This window comes from Okeania sp. (genome assembly GCF_983059655.1).
Map to the genome: position 1 here is coordinate 1 of NZ_CEZPJD010000031.1, position 24,308 is coordinate 24,308.

At 34.7% G+C, this 24,308-nt stretch carries 14 protein-coding genes; 12 read left to right on the plus strand and 2 right to left on the minus strand.

Annotated features, from left to right (window positions below; all coding sequences use genetic code 11):
* Positions 1-559 precede the first annotated feature (559 nt).
* A complete protein-coding gene (locus AC3DU7_RS03735; RefSeq protein ID WP_488038018.1) occupies positions 560-1,951 on the plus strand; it encodes a hypothetical protein in 1,392 nt (463 codons plus the stop codon).
* Between the two features lie 635 nt (positions 1,952-2,586).
* On the opposite strand, the gene AC3DU7_RS03740 is transcribed toward AC3DU7_RS03735, so the two are convergent.
* Positions 2,587-3,762: an LL-diaminopimelate aminotransferase gene (locus tag AC3DU7_RS03740; protein ID WP_488038019.1), complete on the minus strand. Its 1,176-nt coding sequence runs from the start codon at positions 3,760-3,762 to the stop codon at positions 2,587-2,589.
* Between the two features lie 1,242 nt (positions 3,763-5,004).
* Complete coding sequence (locus AC3DU7_RS03745; protein WP_488038020.1) at positions 5,005-5,199, minus strand: hypothetical protein; 195 nt, start codon at positions 5,197-5,199, stop codon at positions 5,005-5,007.
* Between the two features lie 608 nt (positions 5,200-5,807).
* Here AC3DU7_RS03745 and AC3DU7_RS03750 point away from each other — a divergent pair.
* The 11 genes from AC3DU7_RS03750 to AC3DU7_RS03800 all read left to right on the plus strand — a co-directional run bounded on the left by AC3DU7_RS03750 (position 5,808) and on the right by AC3DU7_RS03800 (position 24,011).
* Positions 5,808-8,519 carry a TIGR03960 family B12-binding radical SAM protein gene (locus AC3DU7_RS03750; protein WP_488038021.1) on the plus strand — a complete coding sequence of 904 codons (2,712 nt, stop codon included), beginning with the start codon at positions 5,808-5,810 and terminating at the stop codon, positions 8,517-8,519.
* Between the two features lie 522 nt (positions 8,520-9,041).
* On the plus strand, positions 9,042-9,308 hold the full coding sequence (locus AC3DU7_RS03755) for an IS200/IS605 family accessory protein TnpB-related protein (protein ID WP_488038029.1): 267 nt from the start codon (positions 9,042-9,044) through the stop codon (positions 9,306-9,308).
* Positions 9,309-9,620: 312 nt separating this feature from the next.
* The gene (rne, locus tag AC3DU7_RS03760; protein WP_488038022.1) at positions 9,621-11,672 is read left to right on the plus strand and encodes a ribonuclease E; all 2,052 of its coding nucleotides are present in this window, start codon (positions 9,621-9,623) and stop codon (positions 11,670-11,672) included.
* Between the two features lie 506 nt (positions 11,673-12,178).
* Positions 12,179-12,823, plus strand: coding sequence for a ribonuclease HII (locus AC3DU7_RS03765; protein ID WP_488038023.1), 645 nt, complete (start codon positions 12,179-12,181; stop codon positions 12,821-12,823).
* Between the two features lie 955 nt (positions 12,824-13,778).
* Complete coding sequence (locus AC3DU7_RS03770; RefSeq protein WP_488038024.1) at positions 13,779-15,473, plus strand: S8 family serine peptidase; 1,695 nt, start codon at positions 13,779-13,781, stop codon at positions 15,471-15,473.
* Positions 15,474-16,298: 825 nt separating this feature from the next.
* A complete protein-coding gene (locus tag AC3DU7_RS03775; RefSeq protein ID WP_488038025.1) occupies positions 16,299-17,030 on the plus strand; it encodes an undecaprenyl-phosphate galactose phosphotransferase family protein in 732 nt (243 codons plus the stop codon).
* A gap of 464 nt (positions 17,031-17,494) precedes the next feature.
* Positions 17,495-18,523, plus strand: a complete 1,029-nt coding sequence (gene gmd / locus AC3DU7_RS03780; RefSeq protein ID WP_488038026.1) for a GDP-mannose 4,6-dehydratase — start codon at positions 17,495-17,497, stop codon at positions 18,521-18,523.
* Between the two features lie 876 nt (positions 18,524-19,399).
* Complete coding sequence (locus tag AC3DU7_RS03785) at positions 19,400-19,780, plus strand: IS200/IS605 family accessory protein TnpB-related protein (RefSeq protein ID WP_488038030.1); 381 nt, start codon at positions 19,400-19,402, stop codon at positions 19,778-19,780.
* A gap of 853 nt (positions 19,781-20,633) precedes the next feature.
* The gene (locus tag AC3DU7_RS03790; RefSeq protein WP_488038027.1) at positions 20,634-21,578 is read left to right on the plus strand and encodes a GDP-L-fucose synthase family protein; all 945 of its coding nucleotides are present in this window, start codon (positions 20,634-20,636) and stop codon (positions 21,576-21,578) included.
* Between the two features lie 611 nt (positions 21,579-22,189).
* Positions 22,190-22,906, plus strand: a complete 717-nt coding sequence (locus AC3DU7_RS03795; RefSeq protein ID WP_488038028.1) for a DUF7168 domain-containing protein — start codon at positions 22,190-22,192, stop codon at positions 22,904-22,906.
* Positions 22,907-23,579: 673 nt separating this feature from the next.
* Positions 23,580-24,011 (plus strand): AbrB family transcriptional regulator, encoded by a 432-nt coding sequence (locus AC3DU7_RS03800; RefSeq protein ID WP_202218530.1) that lies wholly within the window; start codon positions 23,580-23,582, stop codon positions 24,009-24,011.
* Positions 24,012-24,308: the final 297 nt, after the last annotated feature.

Here is a 24,308-nt window from a genome sequence, read left to right on the forward strand (position 1 = left end):
ATTTTGTGGCAGATTTTTGTCGCTAATTTTAAATTTCCTTTTTGATAATTTTTCTTTGCTGAGTTAAAAAGATTTTCTGATGTCTGATTTTCCATAATTTGAGCCTACTTAAAAAAAATTTAATTCAAATTAGCTCGAGTAGCGGAATTAAATTTTTAAATTTGTAGCTATTATTATAGTAGTCCTATTTTGGTTATAGCGTTTCTCAAATTACTGAGGTACAGTTGTTTTTCTGATTTTCTATTCCCTACTCCCTTTCCTAAAATAAAGGAATTTTGTGCCTCACGCTTTTTGGGAACTGCTATATGTAAAAAATTAACGTTGAAAAATGCAACAGCTCTGAAAGGTAAGCATTTCCTAGAAAGACAATATAAAACCGGAGTAACAGCTTCAGAATTTTTATCTATTTTTTGAGTTTTACAACCTATTTAGAATTGCTATATAGTCTTTCCAGAAAAACACTTAATAATGTTAATTAGATCAACTACATCCTGCCGTTAAGTTTTGCAGAATTATCCCATAATTAAAATCTATATAAAACCTACTATACTTTTAAAATATGTGGCAATCTAGTCAAGGCATTCCTAATATACCCGATATTACCCATCCCCAAGAATTAATTGAATTTGGCAATCAAATTCTCACAGCATCACTTATATTAATTATTCTCATTATTTTTTTAGGCGTAGGAATAGCAATTATCAATTTTTCTTTCCGTCATAGGCAAGAATCAGAAGCAAACATTTTGATTAATGAATTAGTATCTAGGTATTCAACTTTACTTAAAAGTTTACCCCATCTAATTTTAGTTTTAACTTTAGTAATAGGCGGATTTTTTCTATGTTCGACTATCAGTAATCGTTATCATCATTGGGAACAAGCAAAAATCGCCAAAATTGCTGCTGGTTTAGCAGGCGCTCGCCTCGAACAAATGGCTCCAAAAGTTCGTTATATAGTAGAAGAACCATATACATATTATCAGTGGGTTGATAATAAACGGGTTGAAGTTAAAAGTACGAGAAATGTGGATAAATATTTAAGAATAAATGCCTCAAACATTCAGGTAAATATTAACCAAGCTAAAGACGTTCAAAATCTTAAAGCTATTTATGTCGTAGATTTTTCCGCAGAATATCAAGTTACCAATCAACTTCAAGATATCCAAGAATTTTTCTTTGATATTCGTCCTCCTTATGGTTATTATTTATTGCAAAACTTTCGTGTCGAACAAAATAATCAAAGATTAATTCCTACTAACCCTAAAAATTACAGTTTTCCCTTTAATTTATCCCCCGGTGAAACTATCAATTTCAAAGTAAATTATCAAGCTCAAGGCGGACCTCGTTGGATTTATAATGCCAACAATCAACTATTATCAAACTTTCGATTAACAGCATTAGCAAATTTTCCCAAAGCAGACTTTGCCAGTGGTATTGTTCCTACCGAAACTATTGAATCAAATCAAGGTCGTAAATTTACTTGGATATTTAACGATAATGTTTCTGTCAAAAATCCTTTTGGAATTTTTACTGCCACAGACCCAGTTAAAAATACTGGCATTTTACCCCGTCTATTAATATTAGCTCCTCTATTATTTTTATGGTGGTTAATTCTGTTATATTTTTCCCTACCTTTGAATTTACGAGATGTGGCAATATTAGGCGGAATTTTCTTTGCTTGTTTGTTGACTTTGACTTACTGTAGTCGCTTAATTGATGCTAAATTTGTCTGGAGTTTAATTTCTCCTATTTTACTATTTTTAGTTTGGGGTTTAGGCTCAACTCGTCAAGCTTCTTTAGCCACAATTATTTGTACTATTGCTGGCGGAATTTTACCTGTTTTTGCATTATTAGTTCCCTATAGTGGATTAACTTTAAGTATTGCCGGATTACTTTCTGTTATTTGGTTAGTAGCTCGCCATTGGTATGGGTGGGATATAATTAATAATTAATAATTAACAATTAACAATTAACAATTAATAACTGGAGTTTAGACTAATTAAGGCAGGCCGGAAACTTGCCGAGGGAGAATAGTGAGATAGGCCAACAAGACTGAAACTATTTCGCATTGTAGTATTGCAAAGACTTTTAAGTCAATTATCCACAGCTTGTGCTATAGGTTAATTGTGCCCTGGAAAGACTTGTTGAATAGTTTGAATAATGTCAGCTTCACTCAAAAAAGCCAAAAAAGAAAAATAATCATTCATCTTGAAAACATCTGCACCCCTGATATTCTCCAAGGGTTCTGAGTTTCAAGTCTTCATTGCTTCTGAGCAAATTATCTGAAGACCCCAAAATTTAGTCTAAACTCCAGTAATAATTACCTCTCCTTGAAAAGAAGAAGATTGACGCAGTAGGGAAAATTTTTTCTTTTCTTGATCGATTGGATATAGCGCAGGTTTCGGAGCCATCCCTCTACCACTTTTTTCCCTTAAAAGGGGAGGCTTAAAACCAGAATTATTGAATTATTAATTATTCGGTAAACCCAAAGGTTAATATCTACAGGAAATTTAAGTTTTTTCTTGCTTAATAACCTTCCTCCTTCTTCCCTCTTCCCTCTTCCCTCTTCCCTCTTCCTTCTTCCTTCTTACTTTAATTGATAACTAATGCCTGCATCTTTCATTCTTTTTAATGCTGCATAAATTCGCTCTTCCTCTACTGTTAACGCAATACGAAAAAATCCTTCTCCACATACACCATATCCATTTCCAGGAGGAACGATAATGCCACATTTGTCTAGCAATAAATTAACAAATTCTTGAGATGTATAACTTTTAGGAACCGGAACCCATACATATAAACTGGCTAAATTCGGTTTAATAAGCCACCCTAAAGATTGTAAACCTTCTACTAAAATATCTCTTCGTTTTTGATAAACAGCTACTAAACTTCGCAACTCTTCTTCAGTAGTAGAAAATGCAGCGATCGCCGCTTTTTGAATTGCTTTAAATACTCCAGAATCTATATTAGATTTAACTTGACTTAATCCTTTTATTCCCAAACTATTTCCTACTACAAAACCAATGCGCCATCCTGTCATATTGTAAGACTTGGATAAACTATGAAATTCAATTGCTACATCCTTTGCCCCTGGAATTTGTAATACACTAGGTGGCTGATAACCGTCATAAGCCATTTCAGAATAAGCATGGTCGTGACATAGTAATATGTCATAATGGCGACAAAAGTTTACTAATTCCTGAAAAAAATCTAAAGTAGCTGTAGCACCAGTTGGATTATTAGGATAGTTAACCCACAACAGTTTGGCTCTCTGAGCTACTTCTTGAGGAATAGTCTTTAAATTTGGCAACCAATTTTCAGTCTGGAGCTGCATTGGATAGGGTTGGCCCTCCGCAAAAATTGTTGAGGTGCGATAAACTGGATAACCAGGGTCAGGAATTATGGTATAATCGCCTGGGTCTACAAAAGCTAGGAAAGTATTGTGAATTGACTCTTTAGAACCTATTGAAGAAATTACTTCTGTTTCTGGGTTTAAGTCTTCAATGGCAAACCGACGTTTCATCCAATCTGCTGCTGCCTGTCTATATTCTTTTATACCTTTGTAGGGAGGATAATGATGATTGGTGGAGTCTTGAATTGCCTCATGCATTGCCTGGATAATATGTCTTGGTGTTGGTTGGTCTGGATCTCCTACACCCAAGTTTATGATGTCAACTCCTCTTTCAACTAATTCATTCCGTTTATGGTCAATTTCAGCAAAGAGATAAGGTGGTATTTTTTCTAACCTTTTGGCAAGCTGCATGGTAATTTCGATAGACTCCTGAACTCAATTAATGTACAATCGCAAAGTGTATCTTATCTTAAAAAGGAGCCAGGAGTTTTTCAAAATTAAAAGTAAAAATTTTTAAATGCTCAGATTTTTTTTCTTGTGGATTTAGTTAAAATTATTATCCAACAAATTAGAACTGACTGAATAGACTATTTTTTATAATCAAATTTTTATTAGTTTCAATTAGAAAGCATTTCTTGACGGAATGCTATCTAAACAACTATCCAGCATTCTATAAGGAGCTATCCGGAAACACCCTCGATTTCTACTAAAATCAAGATAAGGATAATTTATAGTAGTAGTAGAAAAAAGAAGGAATAACCTTACTTTGTCTGAATTTTAAGCTTTCTTTCTGTCCGTTGGATTTATAGTCATTCTGAATAAAACTGGAACACTTTTTCAGCTAAAACTCTTTCAAGGTAAGAAACCTTTGTCTCAATTTTAACTGGAATGACTATGAGTATTAAACAAAGTGATGAAAAATTAGAATGAAAGAAAATTTATTAAATTTTAGAGCTTTTGTTAGAGCAGATTTATCAACTTAACTAAAGCCCTAATTTCACCAAACTCTCAGGGATTTAAGTGTTATTAAGCCAAACTCCCAAAACTCTTATATAGTAATGAATTTAGCCTCTTAATATTTACTTTATAAATCAGCTCTTAATGATCTAGAAAAGATAACATAAAAATAACAAACAAATAATAAATCAAAACTCAAAAGAAATCAAAACTCAAAATCTAAATTTAACAAACACTCACCTATACTTCTAGAATTTATCTCCAACTACACAGGGGTATTTCATTCTAAATTGTGCCATTTTGTGTACTAAAGAAACAATGTTATTTCAACCTAGAGATAATTTATCTTTCGCTGTCTGAAAACCAATAAATTCATTGCTAAAATCTAGAATGAAATGACTCTGTCAACTACATAAAATAAATCTACTTCACAAACTCTAGATCGAATATCAAAGCCACATATTAAAATTCAGATTTATGCACCCTAGCAAAAAATATAACTATAATTTAACTAACTCATTAAATTCAGATACAATCAACTAAATAATTGTATCCATCAAAGTACTTATTTTCCCAAGACCAAGGCTATTTATCAAGGAAATATATCATATACCAAATACCAACAATTGATAGGTGTTAGATATAAGTTAAATATCTGAAACTTTCAACCATAATCAAGTTAAAACAATGTGCAGTTTACATACTAGGAACAAGCTGGACTCGGCCTGCATCCATCTCCTCCATTAATAATTCTAAAGCTTCATAATCTACATCGGAAATATAGCCAAGTCGTGTCAGCTCTAAATTAATTTGATTTTCGATTTCAGGAGTCAGCCTGCGAAAGTATAGAGCTTTAGATACAAGTTTCCGAATCATACATTTTGGTTCCATTGCTAATAGAAAAACCCTACATAATTAAATTCTCTGCTAAATGCTTACTCTGATAGGTGATCCAATCCTAGATAAGATAGTGATATGAATCATGTAAAGTTATCTTCCGTTAGATCGGATATTATAATGAGAGACACCTTGCCGAATAAGTTGGACGTAATATCATGTCCGGTTGAATACTTATGAAAGAAATAAGGTAGCTATGCTAAGGGCGCAAGGCAGAAGGAAATATTGGTTTAAAAGGAGAAAGTTTTTGTTTGCTAGTGCAAAACTCCGTCAACGTATCAGTGGAAGAAACTTCTATCGCTAGCTAAATTATCCGGACATGATACAAATCATAATTTAAAAAGCGTTTCCGTTGCGGGAAGGTGATAAGCAACCCCTGGAAAAACTAAACGACAAACCAGAAGTCTGGGAGTTACACCCAAGCTCTCAACCATTATCTAGGGCTTGCTAATTAAATCTAAAACTATTGATATATAAAAGTTTTGGCTTTTTTAGACTGAAGCGCTCTCGAGCGCTAATAGCTGATAGCTAGTTAACAATAATAAGTTTTTGATGTTATCTTGAAATATGTATGTCCAAAAAATACAAATTAGGTACGAATAGTGGCAGTAGCAGTAGAGAATTTACTAACATCAGAAATCTTAAAACCTGCTCGTTACCTTGGTAATGAGTTGGGAGCCTTCCATAAACCTTGGGACAACACTCAAATCCACTGGGTACTAACCTATCCAGAAGTTTATGAAGTAGGAGCTTCTAATTTAGGACATATAATTCTTTATAATATCTTAAACTCTCAACCAAGACAACTATGCGATCGCGCCTATTTACCAGCTCCAGACCTAGCACAGAAATTACGAGCTACAGATACCCCACTATTTGCTGTTGAATCAAGGCGATCGCTCACCGACTTTGATCTTCTAGGATTTAGCCTCAGTTATGAATTAGGAGCTACAAACATTTTAGAGATGCTAAGTTTGGCAGGTATTCCCCTTACTTGGCAAGAACGAAAATTAACGTCCCACTCTCCTCAAGAACAACAAACCTATCCCTTAATTTTTGCAGGTGGTCAAACAGCAACTTCAAACCCAGAACCTTATGCAGACTTTTTTGACTTTATTGCTTTAGGAGATGGAGAAGAATTACTGCCAGAAATTGGACTAATAGTTGAGCAAGGAAAAACTAATGGACTAACCAGAGAAGAATTACTCTTAGATTTAGCCCAAATTCCCGGGGTTTATGTGCCACAATTTTATCAAATGGCTAAAGATGGCTCTGTGTTACCCATTCGTAAAGATGTGCCAGAAAAAATATTGCGCCGAGTCGCGACTCCCATGCCAGCTTATTCTATAGGTTTAGTTCCTTATGTAGAAACAGTCCATGACCGACTGGTAATAGAAGTACGACGTGGATGTACCAGAGGATGTCGCTTTTGTCAACCAGGGATGTTGACTCGACCAGCAAGAGATGTAGAACCAGAAGAAATAGTAGATACTATCGAAAAGGGTTTGAGAGTTACTGGACATAATGAGTTTTCTTTACTTTCCCTAAGTTGTTCTGATTATCTAGCATTGCCAGCAGTGGGCACTGAAATTAGAAACCGCCTCAAAGATGAAAATATTTCCCTATCTCTACCCAGTCAAAGAGTTGATAGATTTGATGAAAATATTGCCAATATTATTGGTGGTACCAGGCAAAGTAGTTTGACCTTTGCACCAGAAGCAGGCACGCAAAGAATGCGGGACATTATCAATAAGGGATTGACAAATGAAGAACTCTTGCGAGGGGTCAAAACCGCTTATGAGCAAGGTTGGGATAAAGTTAAGCTCTATTTTATGATTGGTTTACCTGGTGAAACTGATGCGGATGTCTTAGGTATTGCAGAAACAGTTAATTGGTTACAACAAGAGTGCAGAACTAAAGGTCGCAAGAAACTACAGGTGACTCTGACAATTTCCAACTTGACTCCAAAACCCCATACACCTTTTCAGTGGCATTCTGTCTCAGTAGCTGAGTTAGAACGTAAGCAAGAATTACTAAAGACAGAATTTAGAAGAATGAAAGGTGTAAAGGTAAATTATACCGATGTTCGTATCTCAGCAATGGAAGACTTTCTGGGTAGAGGCGATCGCCGTCTAGCATCCGTAATTCGCCGTGCTTGGGAACGAGGAGCAGGGATGGACTCTTGGTGGGAAAGTTTAGATAGAGCTTTTGCTGCATGGAGTGAAGCTATTGCAGAATCAGACTTGAGTTGGAAATATCGCCAAGTAGAAAATGGTGAGTGGAATGTATTTCATAATACAGAAAATTCTACTAAAATTACTCCAGCTCAAAACTTATCATCTCTACTTGACCAACCTCTACCTTGGGATCATATAGAGACTGGAATTGATAAAAATTGGCTCAAAGAAGATTTGCATAGAGCTTTAGCAGCAATAACTGTTCCGGACTGCTTTTTTGCAACTTGTTCTCATTGTGGTGTATGTGGTCCCGATTTAGGTCATAATATTGTAGTTCCACCTTTGCCTATTCCAGAATTTGATGGTCAGTTTGTGCCAAACCAGAATAAGGTACAACGTCTACGAGTTTGGCTAGGGAAGTTGGGAGAAATGGCTTTGGTTAGTCATTTAGATTTAGCTAGATTATTCGCCCGCGCAGTTCGTCGCAGCTCTATACCTATTGCTTTTACCGGCGGATATCATCCAAGTCCACGAATTATTCCGGCTAGTGCTTTATCTTTAGGAACAACTAGTACAGGAGAAATTGTAGATTTTGAGTTGACAGAACCAATGGATGTGGTAGCATTTCAAAATAAACTGGGAGCTGCTTTACCAACGGATATACCCATATATAAGGTTGAAGAAGTAGAGGTAAAGAGTCCTTCTGTATCTCAGATATTGGAGAAGGCAGAATATATTCTGAAGGTCCGAAAAATAGCTGAATCTTCAGAAAACTTAACAAAAGATTTCCACAATCAAGCAACAGAAGAAAAGCTAAATTGGCAAGGGTGGGTAGAAGCAATTAATGATAGTGAATCAATTCTGTGGGAACAAACCACTAAGTCGGGTAAGGTAAAAATTATTAACTTACGCGATCGCTTATTTGAGTTGGAGTTTATAGAGTATCCAAGCACTGATATTTTTTCTCTAAAAACGAAATGGGACGCTAAAATAGATGGCATTCTTCGTTATGTAGGAAATTATCAGAATGATGGAACTTTACTACGACCACAACATATAATTTATATGCTGGAACAAGTAAGCAAACAGGAATTTGAATTACTGCATTCTCACCGGAAAAAGTTATTTTTGAGGTGATATAAATTAAATGAGAATCTTATAGATGAATTTTTGTTTTTTTAAGTGTCGGAATTGAAAAAAAATTACTCGAAAAATGAGGAAAAAGGTAAGAAAGTATAAGTTGAAAGAGAAATCCTATAAATAAACGAACGGGATTTGAATTAGGAAACCTTTACTCTCTTATCCGTCTACCCCTAAAAAACATTTTTTACCTAAGTACAATGGTGTTTATCTAGAACAATAAAAAATTTTCGTAAATTCAAGATATACGATAGAACTTAAATGTTACAACTTGATTAGTTGCGGTCGTATATTATAACGATAAAATTTAATCTATCTAGTTCTAAAGTGCCTGAAAAATTAAATAGTTTAAACTATTTAATAGAACTGATACAAAAATTAAGATTTGTAAAAAAATTGGATTAGTTTTAGTGTGAAGAATTGAAAATACAATAAGATAGAAATTGGTAGAAGTACTCAAATGGGTAAGAGTAAACTGAAGCGTAAACTACTCAAAACCAGACCAAGCATTATCAACATATTGCCAGACAAAGAGAAGATTTTCACTATAGGACTGCTCATAAATTAGTTAAAGAATATGAGTTAATTGCTGTTGAAGACCTTCATATTAAAGGTTTAGCAAAAAATACTAAACTATCAAAATCAATTTATGATGTAGCTTGGGGTACTTTTATTGAAAAATTGAATGCAGTGGCGGTAAAACGCGGTGTTCACATAATTAAAATTAATCCGAATCATACCTCTCAAAATAGTAGTAATTGTGGCCAGAAATTACCATTAACTTGATCAATTAGAATTCATTCTTGTCATAAATGTGGAAAAGTTTTAGATAGAGATGAAAACGCTACAATTAATCTTTTAAATAAAGCGTTAAACGAGGTGGGTATCATCTTGTCTGCTTGTGGAGGCTATGAGATTAATCAGCCTATGTTCGCGTAGCGTTGTGCCAGCAAAGCAAGAAACTTCTTTGTTTAAGAAGCCCCCGTTATAATCTCCGATTTAATGGGAGAGAAATTCACGATTACAAATAACCTAAATAACATCAAAGGTGACTTAATTTATAGCGCCACATTTTTATTAAGCAATAGAGGGAATTGAATGCCAAAGCAAATAATTATTGCCGAGCAACATAGAATTGCTGCGGTATTTTCTGAAGACCAAATACAAGAACTTGTCGTTGCTACAGGTAGCCATCAAGTTAGTGATATATATCTAGGAGTAGTAGAAAATGTACTACCTGGGATAGATGCAGCATTTGTAAACATTGGAGATCCAGAGCGCAACGGATTTATTCATGTTAGTGATTTAGGGCCATTAAGATTAAAGCGTTCTTCCGGTGCAATAACAGAACTACTGACACCCCAACAAAAAGTCCTAGTGCAAGTAATGAAAGAACCCACTGGGACAAAAGGACCACGCTTAACAGGTAACATAACTTTACCAGGTCGTTATTTAGTCCTAATGCCTTATGGACGTGGTGTTAACCTATCCCGACGTATTCGTTCTGAAGGCGAAAGAAACCGTCTCAGAGCATTAGCGATTTTAATCAAACCAGCAGGAATGGGACTATTAGTCCGTACTGAAGCAGAAGGGATGGAAGAAGAAGCAATTCTAGAAGATTTAGAACTCTTGCAGAAACAGTGGGAAACAATCCAAATGGAGGGCAACTCCAATAGAGCACCTGCACTGCTAAATCGTGATAGTGACTTTATTCAACGAGTTCTACGAGATATGTATAACACAGATGTAAATCGGATTGTAGTGGACTCAAGTGAGGCAGTGAAGCGAGTCAAAAAACACCTGCTTAACTGGAGCGGGGGCAAACCACTACAAGTTTTAATTGACTATCATAGCGATCGTATCCCTATCCTAGAATATTTCCGCGTTAATGCAGCCATTCGAGAAGCTCTTAGACCTAGAGTGGACTTGCCATCTGGTGGTTACATTATTATCCAACCGACTGAAGCACTAACTGTAATAGATGTCAACTCCGGTTCTTTCACACGCTCCGCTACAGCTCGCGAAACAGTACTTTGGACAAACTGTGAAGCAGCTACAGAAATAGCCCGTCAGCTACGCCTGCGTAATATTGCTGGAGTCATTATTGTGGACTTTATTGATATGGACTCACGGCGAGACCAATTACAAGTTCTTGAACACTTTAATCAAGTTCTCAAAGCTGATAAAGCGAGACCTCAAATAGCTCAGTTATCAGAATTAGGGTTAGTGGAGTTGACTCGTAAACGCCAAGGTCAAAATGTATATGAACTTTTTGGTCGTACTTGTCCTAGCTGTAATGGGTTAGGACATTTAGTTCGTTTACCAGGGGAATCAGAAATTCCCATGGAGGAAGTTAATTTGCCTGTGGTTAGTCGTACCCCAGAGGTCGAAGAAACTATTAGACCAACTATTGCTCCTCCAACTTTAGTCACAGCAACTCAGACTCCTAGTGGGGAGACTACACAGGGATATCAAGAACTAGAGCCTACTAATCATTCCTCAGATTTAGAATTGTTGAATCACCCTAGTTATCAAGAATCTAACCGACGGCGGCGCCGGAGACGAGTAGGAGTAGGTGAAACAATGCAAGATGAATCATTAGAATTGCAAGAAAGAGAAATGGGTACAGATATGGAATATCCTATGCTTTCAGAAGGATACCCACTGACAACACCCAATAGACGCCCGGGAAGAGAGATAATTAGACCTATTACTGAACCTCCAGAGATAGTGACAGTAGAAATGACATCTGATGAGCAAGATGTCTACGCTTTGATGGGAATTTCTCCAATAACACTCTTAGAAGAGGGAGCGGTTAAAAATCCTAAATCAGTAATTATTTCTATTCAGGAACCTGGGGAGAATAGTGTTAGAGAAACAACAGAAAAAAAAGAAGATGTTGAGCTTGAGTCAGTAGTAGAGCATGAAGAGGAAAATAATGATGAAGATCGGCAATTAGAGGAGGTTGACTCATCAATGTCTTTAGAGCAAGAGGAGCGAATTAATTTTGATAGTGATGAGGAAAATGGTCAGTACGAGGCTGAATTGAGTGATTCAGATGTAGATCTCAGTTCAGATAGCAATGATTCTGATGATTCAGGGCCAGTTCGGCGTCGTCGTCGTCGTTCTTCAGCAGCTACAGAAGAATAAACAGAATTTGGCATTGCTGAAGGGTATGTATGATATTAATCTTAATTACTTAGGAGTCAGTTAGAGGAGCCGATAGGGTGACATACAGTAGGGAAGAAAGAAGAGTAGAAGGAGAAAGTTTTTTGCTCGCCCTCGGATATCATCACTTCAAGTCAGCAATGCCCAGAATTAATATTTATAGTCATTCTGAATAAGATTGGAAAACTTTTTCAGCTGAAACTCTTTCAAGACAAGAAACTCTTGTATCAATCTTAACTGGAATGATTATATTTATAATCTAGTAGCCACTGCGCGGAAGTTATAAGTCAATCATTTTTTATTTGTAATTATTTGAGGAGACAGATATATCCGACTACCTCCTAATTAAATTCTATTCTCTGTTCCTCCTAAATACTCTCTAATCCCCAACTCCCCTCTTCCCCTCCTCGGAAGAGTTAGGCGTGGGTCCCTTATTCCTTAAAAAATACTTTTTTAGCAAACCCCATATTTTTATCAAATTAACATGAATGGCATACTCTCTTGATATTACTGACTCTACATATCTACCTCTTACTGCTGGTGTTGATGAAGTGGGACGTGGAGCATTATTTGGACCTGTTGTGGCAGCAGCAGTAATTTTGCCAGAAAAAGTTTTGGATGATTTGGCATCCCCTCTAGCTTGTCTTTATAAGGGAGATGAAATAACAGATAGTAAAAAATTAACAAAAAAGCGTCGTTGTATTTTGGCTAGTCAGATTCAAACTATAGCTTTGGACTGTCAAATAGGTATAGCTTCTGTGCGCGAGATTGACCGTTTGAATATTTTACAAGCTTCTCTATTGGCTATGAAGCGAGCTGTTCTCAGGTTGCAATATCGGCCAAATTTGGTTTTGGTTGATGGGAATCAGCAAATTAAAGATTTGTCTATACCTCAGAAGGTAATTGTTAAAGGAGATAGTAAGTGTTTGGCGATCGCTGCTGCAAGTATTGTGGCTAAAGTTTGGCGAGATAAATTGATTATACGTTTGGCCAAAAAGTATCCTGTTTATGACTTGACAAATAACAAAGGTTATGGTACAAAAAAGCACAAGCAAGGGATATTAAATTACGGGCGATCGCCTCAACACCGCCTCTCATTTAGTCCTTGCCAACTTCCCCTATTTACTCAATAGGGTTTGCTGATTAAATCTAAAAGTCTTTACATATAAAGGTTTTAGGTGTTCATTAATGGATAATGGATAATTGATAATTATCTATCCCTAAAAGTGAGAGGATTGGCAAATAAGGAAAAAATTTATTTTTTTCCCCTTAAAAGGGGAGGCTTTTAACCTGAATTGTTTAATCATTTTATTATTTAATTATTAATTGTTCGGTAATGATTCAAAATTTTAGGATTTTGGTTAGGATTTTGGTTAAGAGTTGGGTAGAAAAATCAAGGGACGATTCTTCCTACTATCTCTTCTATCTCGCATTCCGCACGTCAATTTGTAGCATCAAAAGTAGTATAAAAAAATGATAGCTTGGTAAGTCTTTATACTGTATAAATCATCGTCATTGACCTTTTTCAAAAGTAAAAATTTCAGGAAAATATTAAGTATAAATACTTGATTTGCCCAGACATAAGCTGCACATCATTTCCTACTGACTACAGACTATTGACCACTTGCTTTCATACTACATTTTGTCGTGCATGATGTAGGTTCTATAGTTACTATTTCTCCTGACTCCTGACTCCTCCCCTTACCAAAAGACTTATTCAGCAAACCCTATTGAGTTCTAAAAATTATAGTTCGTAAAAATAATGACCTCTATTACATAATGATTAAGTCTAGGGACGATGCGGACTTGTTTTATTTGTGAAGTATCAACTTGAGTAGGTAGATCAATCTCAAATAATTATCAAAAAGCTGAATGTGAAATAGAAAATAATTAATAGAAGAATGAATAAGACTCCTAATAAATAGAAATAATTCATAAATAATAACTTTGAAAAATTGCCAAAGCAAAATAATTAATTTCCTGGGATTTAATGAAATATAAGGAATTGGCAACAAAGAGAAAATATTATTTAACCAAAAATTAATAAAGCGCGTCTATACTAAAAATTAGTGTTAACAAAATAATACGATGATGGCTCCTAGTTCTGATGGTTTTTCTTACTTATTAGATAACGACCCTAATAACTTTATTGTACCGGTAAATTTACTGAATCCATACCCAGGAGGTCTACAAGCTCTAGATGGTAATGATACAGTAATGGGCTCATTAAATCCTGAACTAATTAATGGTAATAAAGGCAACGACAACCTATTTGGTGGGGATGGTTCTGATACTTTACGAGGAGGTAGAGATAATGATTTAATTTATGCTAACCAAGGTAACGATCTAATTTTTGGAGAAATTGGTAGCGATACAATTTATGGAGAAATTGGTAACGATACAATGTTTGGGGGTAAAGAAAACGATCTTTTATTGGGTGAAGATGGTAACGATCTAATTGCTGGAGATTTAGGAAAAGATACATTAATTGGAGGAGCAGGCAATGACACATTTGTGCTGCGAGAATCTCAAAATAATAATATAGATACGGCAGATATTATTGATGATTTTGATGCTAATTTTGACAGAATTAAAATACCAGAAAATTTAACAGAAAATGACATCTTATTAACAGCAGATTCTTTATCGGGGGATACATTAATTCAAGTTCAGACAAATAGCTTAACCTTAGCAAGAGTTAAAGCAATATCTGACACAGAACTTGTTGAAAGTCGCTTAATTTTTGGGGATACTGTAAGTACAAATGAAACTCCACAAATAGCTAGTTCTATACAGCCAAGCTTTAACAGTACTTTTGGATATGGTTTAGTTGATGCCTCAGCAGCAGTGGCCAGTGCTACTGGAGCCACCCCTTTTCCAGATATTCCAGATATTGGCGGAAATCAGTGGGGACTAGATTTAGTCAAAGCACCAGAAGTTTGGAATCAAGGTTTTCAGGGAGAAGGTATTGTAGTAGCTGTCATTGATAGTGGTGTAGATAATACCCATCCTGAATTAACAGGCCAAATGTGGAGCAATAGCGGTGAAATTCCCAATAATGGTATTGATGATGATGATAATGGTTATATAGATGATACCTGGGGGTGGGATTTTGTAAATGATGATAATGACCCAATGGATGAAGAAAGTCATGGAACTCATATCGCAGGTACAATTGCTGCCAAGAGAGATGGAGCAGGAACAACTGGAGTAGCTCCAGATGCTAAGATTATGTCTCTCCGGGTGCTAGATGATGAAGGCGTGGGTAAGGTTAGCGATGGAATATCAGCTATTCTCTATGCTGTAGACAATGGGGCAGATGTAATTAATTTTAGTTCTGGTGGAAGAAATTTAGTCAGCAGCGAACTCGATGCTATTCGTTATGCTGCCGATCGAGGTGTTGTATTTGTTTCTGCGGCAGGAAATGGCAGTTTAAGCAGTCCTGATTATCCAGCAAGATTAGCTAATGAATATGGAATTGCAGTTGGATCGGTAGATAGAAATGCTAAGTTTTCTTCTTTCTCTAATCAAGCTGGTAGTGAACTAGATTATGTCGTGGCCCCAGGAGGAGATGGTTTTCCTGAAGATGCAGGAGATATTTATGGACCTGTAGCTCCTTCAATAACAGGTAATTTATACAGTTTCTTTGCTGGTACTTCTATGGCAACACCTCATGTTGCAGGTGTAGCAGCTTTAATTAAACAAGCTAATCCTAGTTTATCTGCTGAGGCAATTGAGAATATAATTATTGAGACTGCTAATTCTACGGCTGTTAGTGTTTAACCTATGAGTAGTTAAAAAATTATGTATGCCAGATTTATAAAGTCATACAGTAACACTAATACTACGTAAATATAGTACGCTGAAGTTCTTCTATTTTCTACAGAAACCATTTGGAATATTAGCCCGCAGTAGGCAGGGCTAATTCTTTGCCTTATTCGTCGTCAGAAATTATTCATAAGAAATACAAAAAATTGTCCTACTCCTCACATTCCCCTTCTAGAAGGTGATTAGGGTTGCGTCCCCATTTCCCTATGAGTTATTCTCTAGTAGAAAATAAATTAACCTTGCCTGCGGTAGGGGTCTTTGGCAAAAGAGTAAGAACTCAGATATAGTCTCTGTCGGTAGGGCAAGGTAAATAATTCAGGAACTTAAGAAATAGAATAGGGGAAAAATGTGGAAATTTACACTCTTATTCACCAATTCTTTCCCCTCTACTCTTTACTCCTCGATAGCTCAAATATATTGTCCTCACAAAAATAACGTACTGCTATACTGTCATATTGCAATTGAACTTGCAATTTTGACTAATGACTATTTATAATCTCTGATTGACTTATGGTATAGCCTTATATTAGCTATTTAACTACATAGGATAGGTATCTAATAATATGGGACTATTATAATCCTGATGATTAATCTTGAAGATTAAAACAAATCCAAAGATTTGTTTAAAGTTTATCAATAGAGGCACGGAAGAATCTTAAGGGAGAGGGAAATAATTGTCCTTTTTCAAAATTAGTCATCTTTTTCGTAACTAAATTTTCCCTCTATTTCGCTATAAGCTTTATGATCAGGACTGTGTGTGGTGTGAAGTGAAGGAGTAAGATGACTGCCGATAGCCAATTCATCTCTGGCAAGGTAATTAGAGGGTTTACAGGACGTGGTTTTCAACCTTTCCTCCCCAGAGATAGACAAAAAAGTCGATTTCTAGAGGGCCTAGAGGTAGGATTTTATAAACGATTATTTGATATCCTGTTTTCTCTATCGGTTCTCATATTGTTTGCCCCCGTTTACCTGTTTATAGCTTTACTAATTGTCTTTAGCTCACCGGGATCTGTTTTTTATGTTCAAGAAAGAGTGGGTAAAAATCGAAAGCTTTTCCGTTGTTTGAAGTTTAGAACTATGGTGAAAAATGCAGATGAAATGTTAGGAGAAATTATGGAAACATCTCCTCATCTGCGCCAAGAATTTCAAGAAAGTTTTAAATTAAAACATGACCCTAGAATTACATGGATCGGTAAATTTCTCAGGGTGACGAGTTTAGATGAATTTCCCCAATTCTGGAATGTTTTGAAAGGTGATATGAGCGTTGTAGGGCCTAGACCATTAGTGGTTGAAGAACTACCAAAATACGGTCATCACATGGATAAAATTCTTACCATTAAACCGGGAATTACAGGTTTATGGCAAGTTTCTGGTCGGAATGATATTCCCTATCCTAAGAGAGTTCAAATCGACCTTTTTTATGTAAACTTCAGAAATTTTTGGATAGATATATGGATCATGTTTAAAACAGTTGGTATTGTTGTTTTCCCAAAAAACAATGGTGCTTACTAAGACTTGTTATTAATGACTAAGTGATTTAAAATCAATTGCATTTATTACGGGGTTAGAGGTTGATAGTATTTTTCCAACTATTATATTTCTAACCCAAATTGATAAGTTTTAATATAGCAGGGAACAGGGAACAGGGAACAGGGAAGAGTGAGGAAAGAATTTATCTGTCTAAGGTTTATTACTAGTCTATGTCCAAACCAACTCTTACCTTGCTATAAAATCTGTTTTATTTGCTTGAGAGAAATAGTATTTTTCCAGAAATAAAGTTGATGAATATAAACTCAAAGCACTTGGTTATGAGTACAGTTTTAGGTTAGTCTAGAAATCAGGGGATTGTAAAGAGTATAGCCCTACATTTATAAGCAAAAAATCAATATATATTTATTGGTTTTGCACTGTAGCGATTGAGCTAATTATTATGGACATTCCCCTGGCAATTTATTACCTTGTAAATATTAACTCCAATGACTGAAAAGAAACGAGCACTAATTACTGGTATTACAGGTCAAGATGGTTCATACTTAAGCGAACTTTTATTAGAGAAGGACTATGAAGTTCATGGTATTATTAGACGTAGTTCTAGTTTCAATACAAATAGAATAGACCATATCTATCAAGACCCTCACAATCCTAATGTTAGTTTATTTCTGCATTATGGAGATTTAACTGATGGAACTACTATACGCCGCATTCTTGAAGAAGTCAGACCAGTAGAAATATATAATTTGGGAGCCCAGTCCCATGTGAGAGTGAGCTTCGATTCTCCAGAGTATACTGTAGATACTGTAGCAATGGGCGCTCTACGTTTACTCGAAGCAATTCGAGACTACCAATATCGTACTGGAATAGAAGTCCGTTTCTATCAAGCTGGTTCTTCTGAAATGTTTGGTAAAGTTCAGGAAGTACCTCAGAAGGAAACTACGCCTTTTTATCCTCGTAGTCCTTATTCTTGTGCTAAAGTTTATGCCCATTGGCAAACACTAAATTACAGAGAATCATACAATCTCTTTGCTTGTAATGGCATATTGTTTAACCATGAAAGTCCACGTCGAGGGGAAACTTTTGTAACTCGCAAGATTACTCGTGCTGTAGCTAGAATAGTTGCAGGTAAACAGAAGAAACTCTATCTTGGTAATCTAGATTCTAAACGAGATTGGGGATATGCAAAGGATTATGTCAGAGCTATGTGGATGATGTTACAACAGGAGCAACCAGATGATTATGTGATTGCTACTAATGAAACTCATTCTATTAAGGAATTTCTAGAAATAGCATTTACCCATGTTAATCTAAATTGGCAGGATTATGTAGAGTTTGATGCTCGTTATTTACGTCCTGCGGAAGTAGATTTATTGATTGGTGATTGTACAAAAGCAAAAGAAAAATTGGGTTGGCAACCATCGGTTACGTTTACAGAGTTGGTACATTTGATGGTTGATTCTGATATTAAGGCTTTGGAAAAATCCACTATGGTTGGTAGTGGGTTTGATTAAAGTTTTCTACCTAAATTTAGGCTCTTATTTATTTCTAAGTGATACTTATTTAGCTGATTTTTTTGTCATATATAACTAGAAGTTGACAAAAAAGTTGGGACTTTAAAATCTGCTCTGCTGAAAAGTTAAAAAAATGGGGGTAAATACAGAAAGCGAAAAATTGTCTAAAACTCCTCAAAGTTACTCATAACTATAGCTATAAAACTAAAATGAGTAAGTTTCTCAATTGTCTATCCATTGAGTAATTATCAGCTACAATTAAGGGATGAAGCTAGTTAAATGTCATTTTATTAGCAAATCGCATTATTTGTGGTCAGAAATTGACCACAAGGCTTTTTTGTCAAAAAATCTGTTTAACTTAGCTAACTATTATTATCGTCAATACTTCTTTGAAAACAAAAAGAAACTAAATTTTAATGAACTTTATCACAAAGTATCTAAAAGTGACGATTATCAATCTCTACCTACCAAAGTAAGCAAGCAAGTTATTAGGAGAATTAGATTCAGCGTGGAGTAGTTATTTTGCAGCTTTAAGAGAGTGGACAAAACAGCCAAACAGATTTTTAGGGAAACCAAAAATTCCCAAAGATAAACATAAGACAAAAGGCCGAAATGTTCTGCCCTATCCAGATGAATCAATTTACAAAAAAGCCTTAAAAAAAGGAATCTGTAATCTGTCTATGAGTGAAATAAAAATACCCACTTCACAGACAGAAATAATAGAGGCAAGAATTATCCCCAAAAGTAGCTGTTATATAATAGAAATAGTCTATAAAAAATCGGAGGAAACAACATAAAATTAATAAATAGCAGGACGTAGATTTAGGAGTAAATAATTTAATAGCTGTAACGACAAATCAAACAGGAACTGCATCTATTTTGATTAAAGGCAGACCATTAAAAGCAATTAATACCTTTTATAATAAACAACGCTCTTATTTACAATCTCAATTAAAAACAAACCATAATAGATTTAATTCTAATCGGTTAAAAAAATTAACTCACAAACGAAATTGTCGAGTAGAAAACTATCTTCATATAGCAAGTAAAAGAGTAATAGATTGGTGTGTAAACTATGAAATAGGAATCTTAATCATTGGGCAGAATCAGAATTGGAAACAAGAGATAAAATTAGGGAAAAAGAACAATCAACAATTTGTGAACATCCCTCACTATAGGTTAATAGAGATGTTAACGTATAAAGCCCAATTAAGAGGAATAAAAGTAATAATTACAGAAGAATCTTATACATCTTAATCGAGCTGCTTAGATGGGGATGATTTACCAAAATATGGAGATAAAAAACCTAAATTTAGTGGAAAAAGAGTAACAAGAGGATTGTATAAAACCAGGGAAAATAAATTATTAAATGCAGATGTAATGGGTCATTTAATATAATTAGAAAAGTAATTCCTGATGTCTTAGACTAAGGAGTAAAGGGTTTGCCGTTTAATCCTGTAGTGGTTGATCCACTACGAATGACTAGACTTTCATACCTTTGAGTAAGTTTAGTTGAGCGGTGTATCTATAAAATTAATCTGAGATCCAGTAATCAATAATTTATAGAATAACATCCCTAATCAATTAAGATGAATGAACTGAAAAAAATATATCTCTAATACGATGGTATATATCTACAGTTATATTGAGGAGAATTAATTATTTTTAATGCTATTAAATTGATGTGATGTGAAATGAAGCTGGTATTTGCGATAAAGTACTGAATAGCTTGTGGCATTTTATAGATAAATTGCTATATTTGCTAAAGCTGGATATTAGGGATGTAATCAACTTAAAAGTTAGCAATAAGGTTATAATAAGCTGCAAAAATAATTTCTTTCATATAAACCCTCAATTTTCAGGAAAATATGAAAAATTAAATTGAACCACTACATATACAAAACGGGTGGCAAGCTTGAGAATAAAAAATTAGCAGTAAATAATATCAATTACATTCCTCTACTGTCAAATAGAGGGTTTTTCCTATAACTTCATATCAGTCTAATTTCTGATAGATAATATTGCATCGCTTGTTTTTCCGAACTGACTGATTCTAATTCCCTAAACCCTAGACTTAATGTTTGATTAATATCAATTTCGGAGATCTTTTATGACTAAATTAGAGTTAGAAAACAAAAAAATTCTAGTAACAGGTGGAGCCGGTTTTCTTGGACGCCAAGTTATAGAGCAACTTCATCAGGCAGGAGCTAATCCTAATAATATTACTATACCGCGATCGCGTGATTATGACCTTTGTACTTTGGAAGCTTGCCAAAAAGTAGTCGATGGACAAGAGATTGTAATTCACCTTGCTGCTCATGTAGGTGGTATTGGTTTGAATAGAGAAAAACCTGCTGAGTTATTTTATGACAATCTAATGATGGGGACTCAATTAATTGATTCTGCCTATAAAGCAGGTGTAGAAAAATTTGTTTGTGTAGGTACAATATGTGCTTATCCTAAATTTACTCCTGTTCCATTTAAAGAAGAAGACCTTTGGAATGGTTATCCAGAAGAAACTAATGCTCCTTATGGTATTGCGAAGAAAGCTCTTTTAGTTCAATTAGAAGCTTATCGCCAACAGTACGGTTTTAATGGAGTTTATCTACTACCTGTTAACTTGTATGGGCCTGAAGATAATTTTAATCCAAAGAGTTCCCATGTTATTCCTGCTTTGATTAGAAAAGTGCATGAAGCACAAGTTAGAGGAGATAAAGAATTACCTGTTTGGGGTGATGGTAGTCCTAGTCGTGAATTTTTATACTCTACAGATGCGGCTAGAGGAATTGTTATGGCAACTCAACTTTACAATGAATCTGAACCTATTAATTTAGGAACTAATTATGAAGTAAAGATTCGCGATCTAGTAGAGTTAATTTGCGATCTAATGGAATTTCAAGGGGAAATAATGTGGGAAACTGATAAACCAAATGGTCAACCTAGACGATGTTTGGATACACAAAAAGCAAAAGAAAAGTTTGGTTTTGTTGCTAATGTGGATTTTAAGCAAGGACTGAAGAATACCATAGAATGGTATCGAGAAAATGCTGATTAAGTTTAAAATATATAGATTTTATTTGTTATAATTAGTTGACATAATATCGAGCTGGAAGGAAATTATCTTTCAGCTTTTATATAATTAAAAACTTTTCTGGGTGAAATTTACTATAGATTTATTAAAAAGACTGGAAAATTAAGTTGTAAGTAATCCAGGGTTGATCGAAGTAAAATTAAATTTAGTTTATAGTTTTTATTAGTGGGATGAGATAAAAATTTGGGATTTAGATGACAAAAAATAGACGATAAATTGGATGTATCTCATTTAATCAAAAACTTCCTATTTTCTGAATTACTACTCCCTAAACATTAGGAATTTTGTACTTCATACTTATTAGAAACTGCTTTGTTCTGAAATAAACTATAATATTTAGTGAATATTGTATTAGACATCACCAGAAAATAAACTTGCCCTTTATTTGCTATAAACTAGGGGTGTAAAAGTAACTCAAAAAATCATTTTTCGTGTTTTTTCCTAAAAACATCTTCCCTGTTACCTATTTCCTACTTTTATAAAAAATCTATATCTTTTTCACCAAATGTCTATTAGGTCAGTATAGTCGCATAATAAAAAATTTATAATAAAGCATTAGAAATAAGCTGAGAGAAATGGTCAATAAGAATCTCCTGGAAAAGATTAGTAAACTCCTAGCTCTTGCCAATTCACCTAATGAACATGAAGCTGCATTAGCGGCTGAGAAGGCAGCAGAATTATTAGCTCAACATAATTTATCTGTAGCAGATTTAGGAAAAGAAAAGGATAAAGATATTACTAAGGGTATTATTGATAGAACAGGTCGTTATGTAACCTGGAAAATGTGGATTTTAGCAGGAATTGCTAATGCTAATGGATGTCAAGCAATGCGTTCAAGTTACACCGGTGAAATGAGATTAGTAGGAACAGAAACTAATATTACAGTTTCTAAATCTCTTTATGAATATTTAATTGCTGTAGTTAACAGTTTAGCAAAACAACATAGGGGTAAAGGAAGAAGTTTTATTAATGCTTTTCGAGTTGGTTGTGCAACTAGATTAAGACAAAGATTAGAGCTAAGACGAAAACACATGGAAGAAAAAGGTATAGCTGGTAGTGAATATCAACATTCAGCATCTGCTATAGTTGTGCGCTCAATGTTTGAAAAATATTCTTTAGCTATTCAAGCATATTTAAAGCAAGAAGGTGTAAAATGTAAAGTCCAGAAATCGACTGCCGTTAATAGTGATTTAGGTTTTTCTTTTGGGTATGTTGCTGGGGAAAAAATTAATTTGAATTATTTGAATCAGAAATTATACAAAGGCAAAATTAATCAAACAGTAAATTCTTAATAATTAATAATTACCGAGAAATTTTAGTCTAAAGCCTCCCCTTTTAAGAAAAAAAAGAGAATATTCCTGATGTTAAACCTCCTTATTTTAGAAGTAGTGATAACTGATAGCTGAAATGACATCTCCTGAAAATTTATAGAATTGACGCACATGATTTGGGGGATTTATTTCTTATTCAAATCAGAGACTTTATACCTTAATTATTTGATAAGCAGCACATCATCTATATATTACGTTAAGTTCGGATAATTAGAAATCGCAAATCTATATTATTACACAGATCAAATCTCCTTATTCTCACTATTACCTACTCCCTACTCCCTTATTTTATTTACAAGTATTCAACCAGACACTATATTAATCATGAGCTTTTTTGACCGAGAATTTTTGGTCTCAAGCCTCCCCTTTTAAGAGGATAAAAAAAGAGAATATTCAATATTTCAATTCACTTTGCTTTCCTAGGTCATGCTGCGCAAACAACTAGGGGTACTGATAACTGATAACTGATAACTGATAACTGAAATGACATCTTAAAACTGCCGGATTTTAAGGGGTGCTTGCTCCACTAAAGTTGAGATTAGATAATATCTTAAAAGAAAAGGTGAAAGAGGCTTGATATTAGACGATGTAGGTGCTAAAGTTTATGAGAGAAGATTTTAAGTAGATGGAGAAGATGGCTAAAACAACAGAAAAATTAAATACTTCAGAACAATCAAATACTCCACTGACTGGTAAAGCATTGTTGAAGAAAGTTAAAGAACTCTCGCATAAGTCAAAGAAAGATACTGCTATTGCTTGCGGATATTATTCAACTACAAAAGAGAAGCAGAAACGAGTAAATCTTGCTAAATTCTACGATGCAGTTTTACAGGCAAAGGGACTAAATTTAGATGATAACAATGTTAAAGATGGAAGAGGGCGTGCTGCTACTTACCGTGCTTGTGTTCATAGAAATGGACAGTTAGTAATAGGTGCTAATTATACGCAAGAAATGGGATTAAAACCAGGGGATGAATTTATTATCCAGTTAGGGCATAAACATATTCATCTGAGGCAGATTAATATAGAAGTAGAAAAAGAAGATGAAAATCATGAGGAAGAATAGATAAATTGTGTAGTATTCGTGATGGTCTCTAAAATCTGCGATTAAGATCATCTACATATTCCATAATAAATGCTGCAAAAAACTAGAGTAATCTACAGTATTTGAAACCTAGTTTTTGGCAGCAAATAGACTTGGTAAGACAAGTCTACAAGTTTAGTATTTTTGAAGAAAAAAATTCTTGAATGTGGATGGGCTTACTATTAATTTGATCGAGTAGGATTTTTATAATTTTCAAGTTAGTAAAGTAGGTAGGCACGAAAAACGGAAACTATGTAAAGATAAGTAAATACGGAAAAT

Coding starts and splice junctions, on each gene's coding strand:
- AC3DU7_RS03735 (WP_488038018.1), top strand. CDS start 560: ATGTGGCAATCTAGTCAAGGCATTCCTAATATACCCGATATTACCCAT.
- AC3DU7_RS03740 (WP_488038019.1), bottom strand. CDS start 3,762: ATGCAGCTTGCCAAAAGGTTAGAAAAAATACCACCTTATCTCTTTGCT.
- AC3DU7_RS03745 (WP_488038020.1), bottom strand. CDS start 5,199: ATGGAACCAAAATGTATGATTCGGAAACTTGTATCTAAAGCTCTATAC.
- rne (WP_488038022.1), top strand. CDS start 9,621: ATGCCAAAGCAAATAATTATTGCCGAGCAACATAGAATTGCTGCGGTA.
- AC3DU7_RS03765 (WP_488038023.1), top strand. CDS start 12,179: ATGGCATACTCTCTTGATATTACTGACTCTACATATCTACCTCTTACT.
- AC3DU7_RS03770 (WP_488038024.1), top strand. CDS start 13,779: ATGATGGCTCCTAGTTCTGATGGTTTTTCTTACTTATTAGATAACGAC.
- AC3DU7_RS03775 (WP_488038025.1), top strand. CDS start 16,299: ATGACTGCCGATAGCCAATTCATCTCTGGCAAGGTAATTAGAGGGTTT.
- gmd (WP_488038026.1), top strand. CDS start 17,495: ATGACTGAAAAGAAACGAGCACTAATTACTGGTATTACAGGTCAAGAT.
- AC3DU7_RS03790 (WP_488038027.1), top strand. CDS start 20,634: ATGACTAAATTAGAGTTAGAAAACAAAAAAATTCTAGTAACAGGTGGA.
- AC3DU7_RS03795 (WP_488038028.1), top strand. CDS start 22,190: ATGGTCAATAAGAATCTCCTGGAAAAGATTAGTAAACTCCTAGCTCTT.
- AC3DU7_RS03800 (WP_202218530.1), top strand. CDS start 23,580: ATGGCTAAAACAACAGAAAAATTAAATACTTCAGAACAATCAAATACT.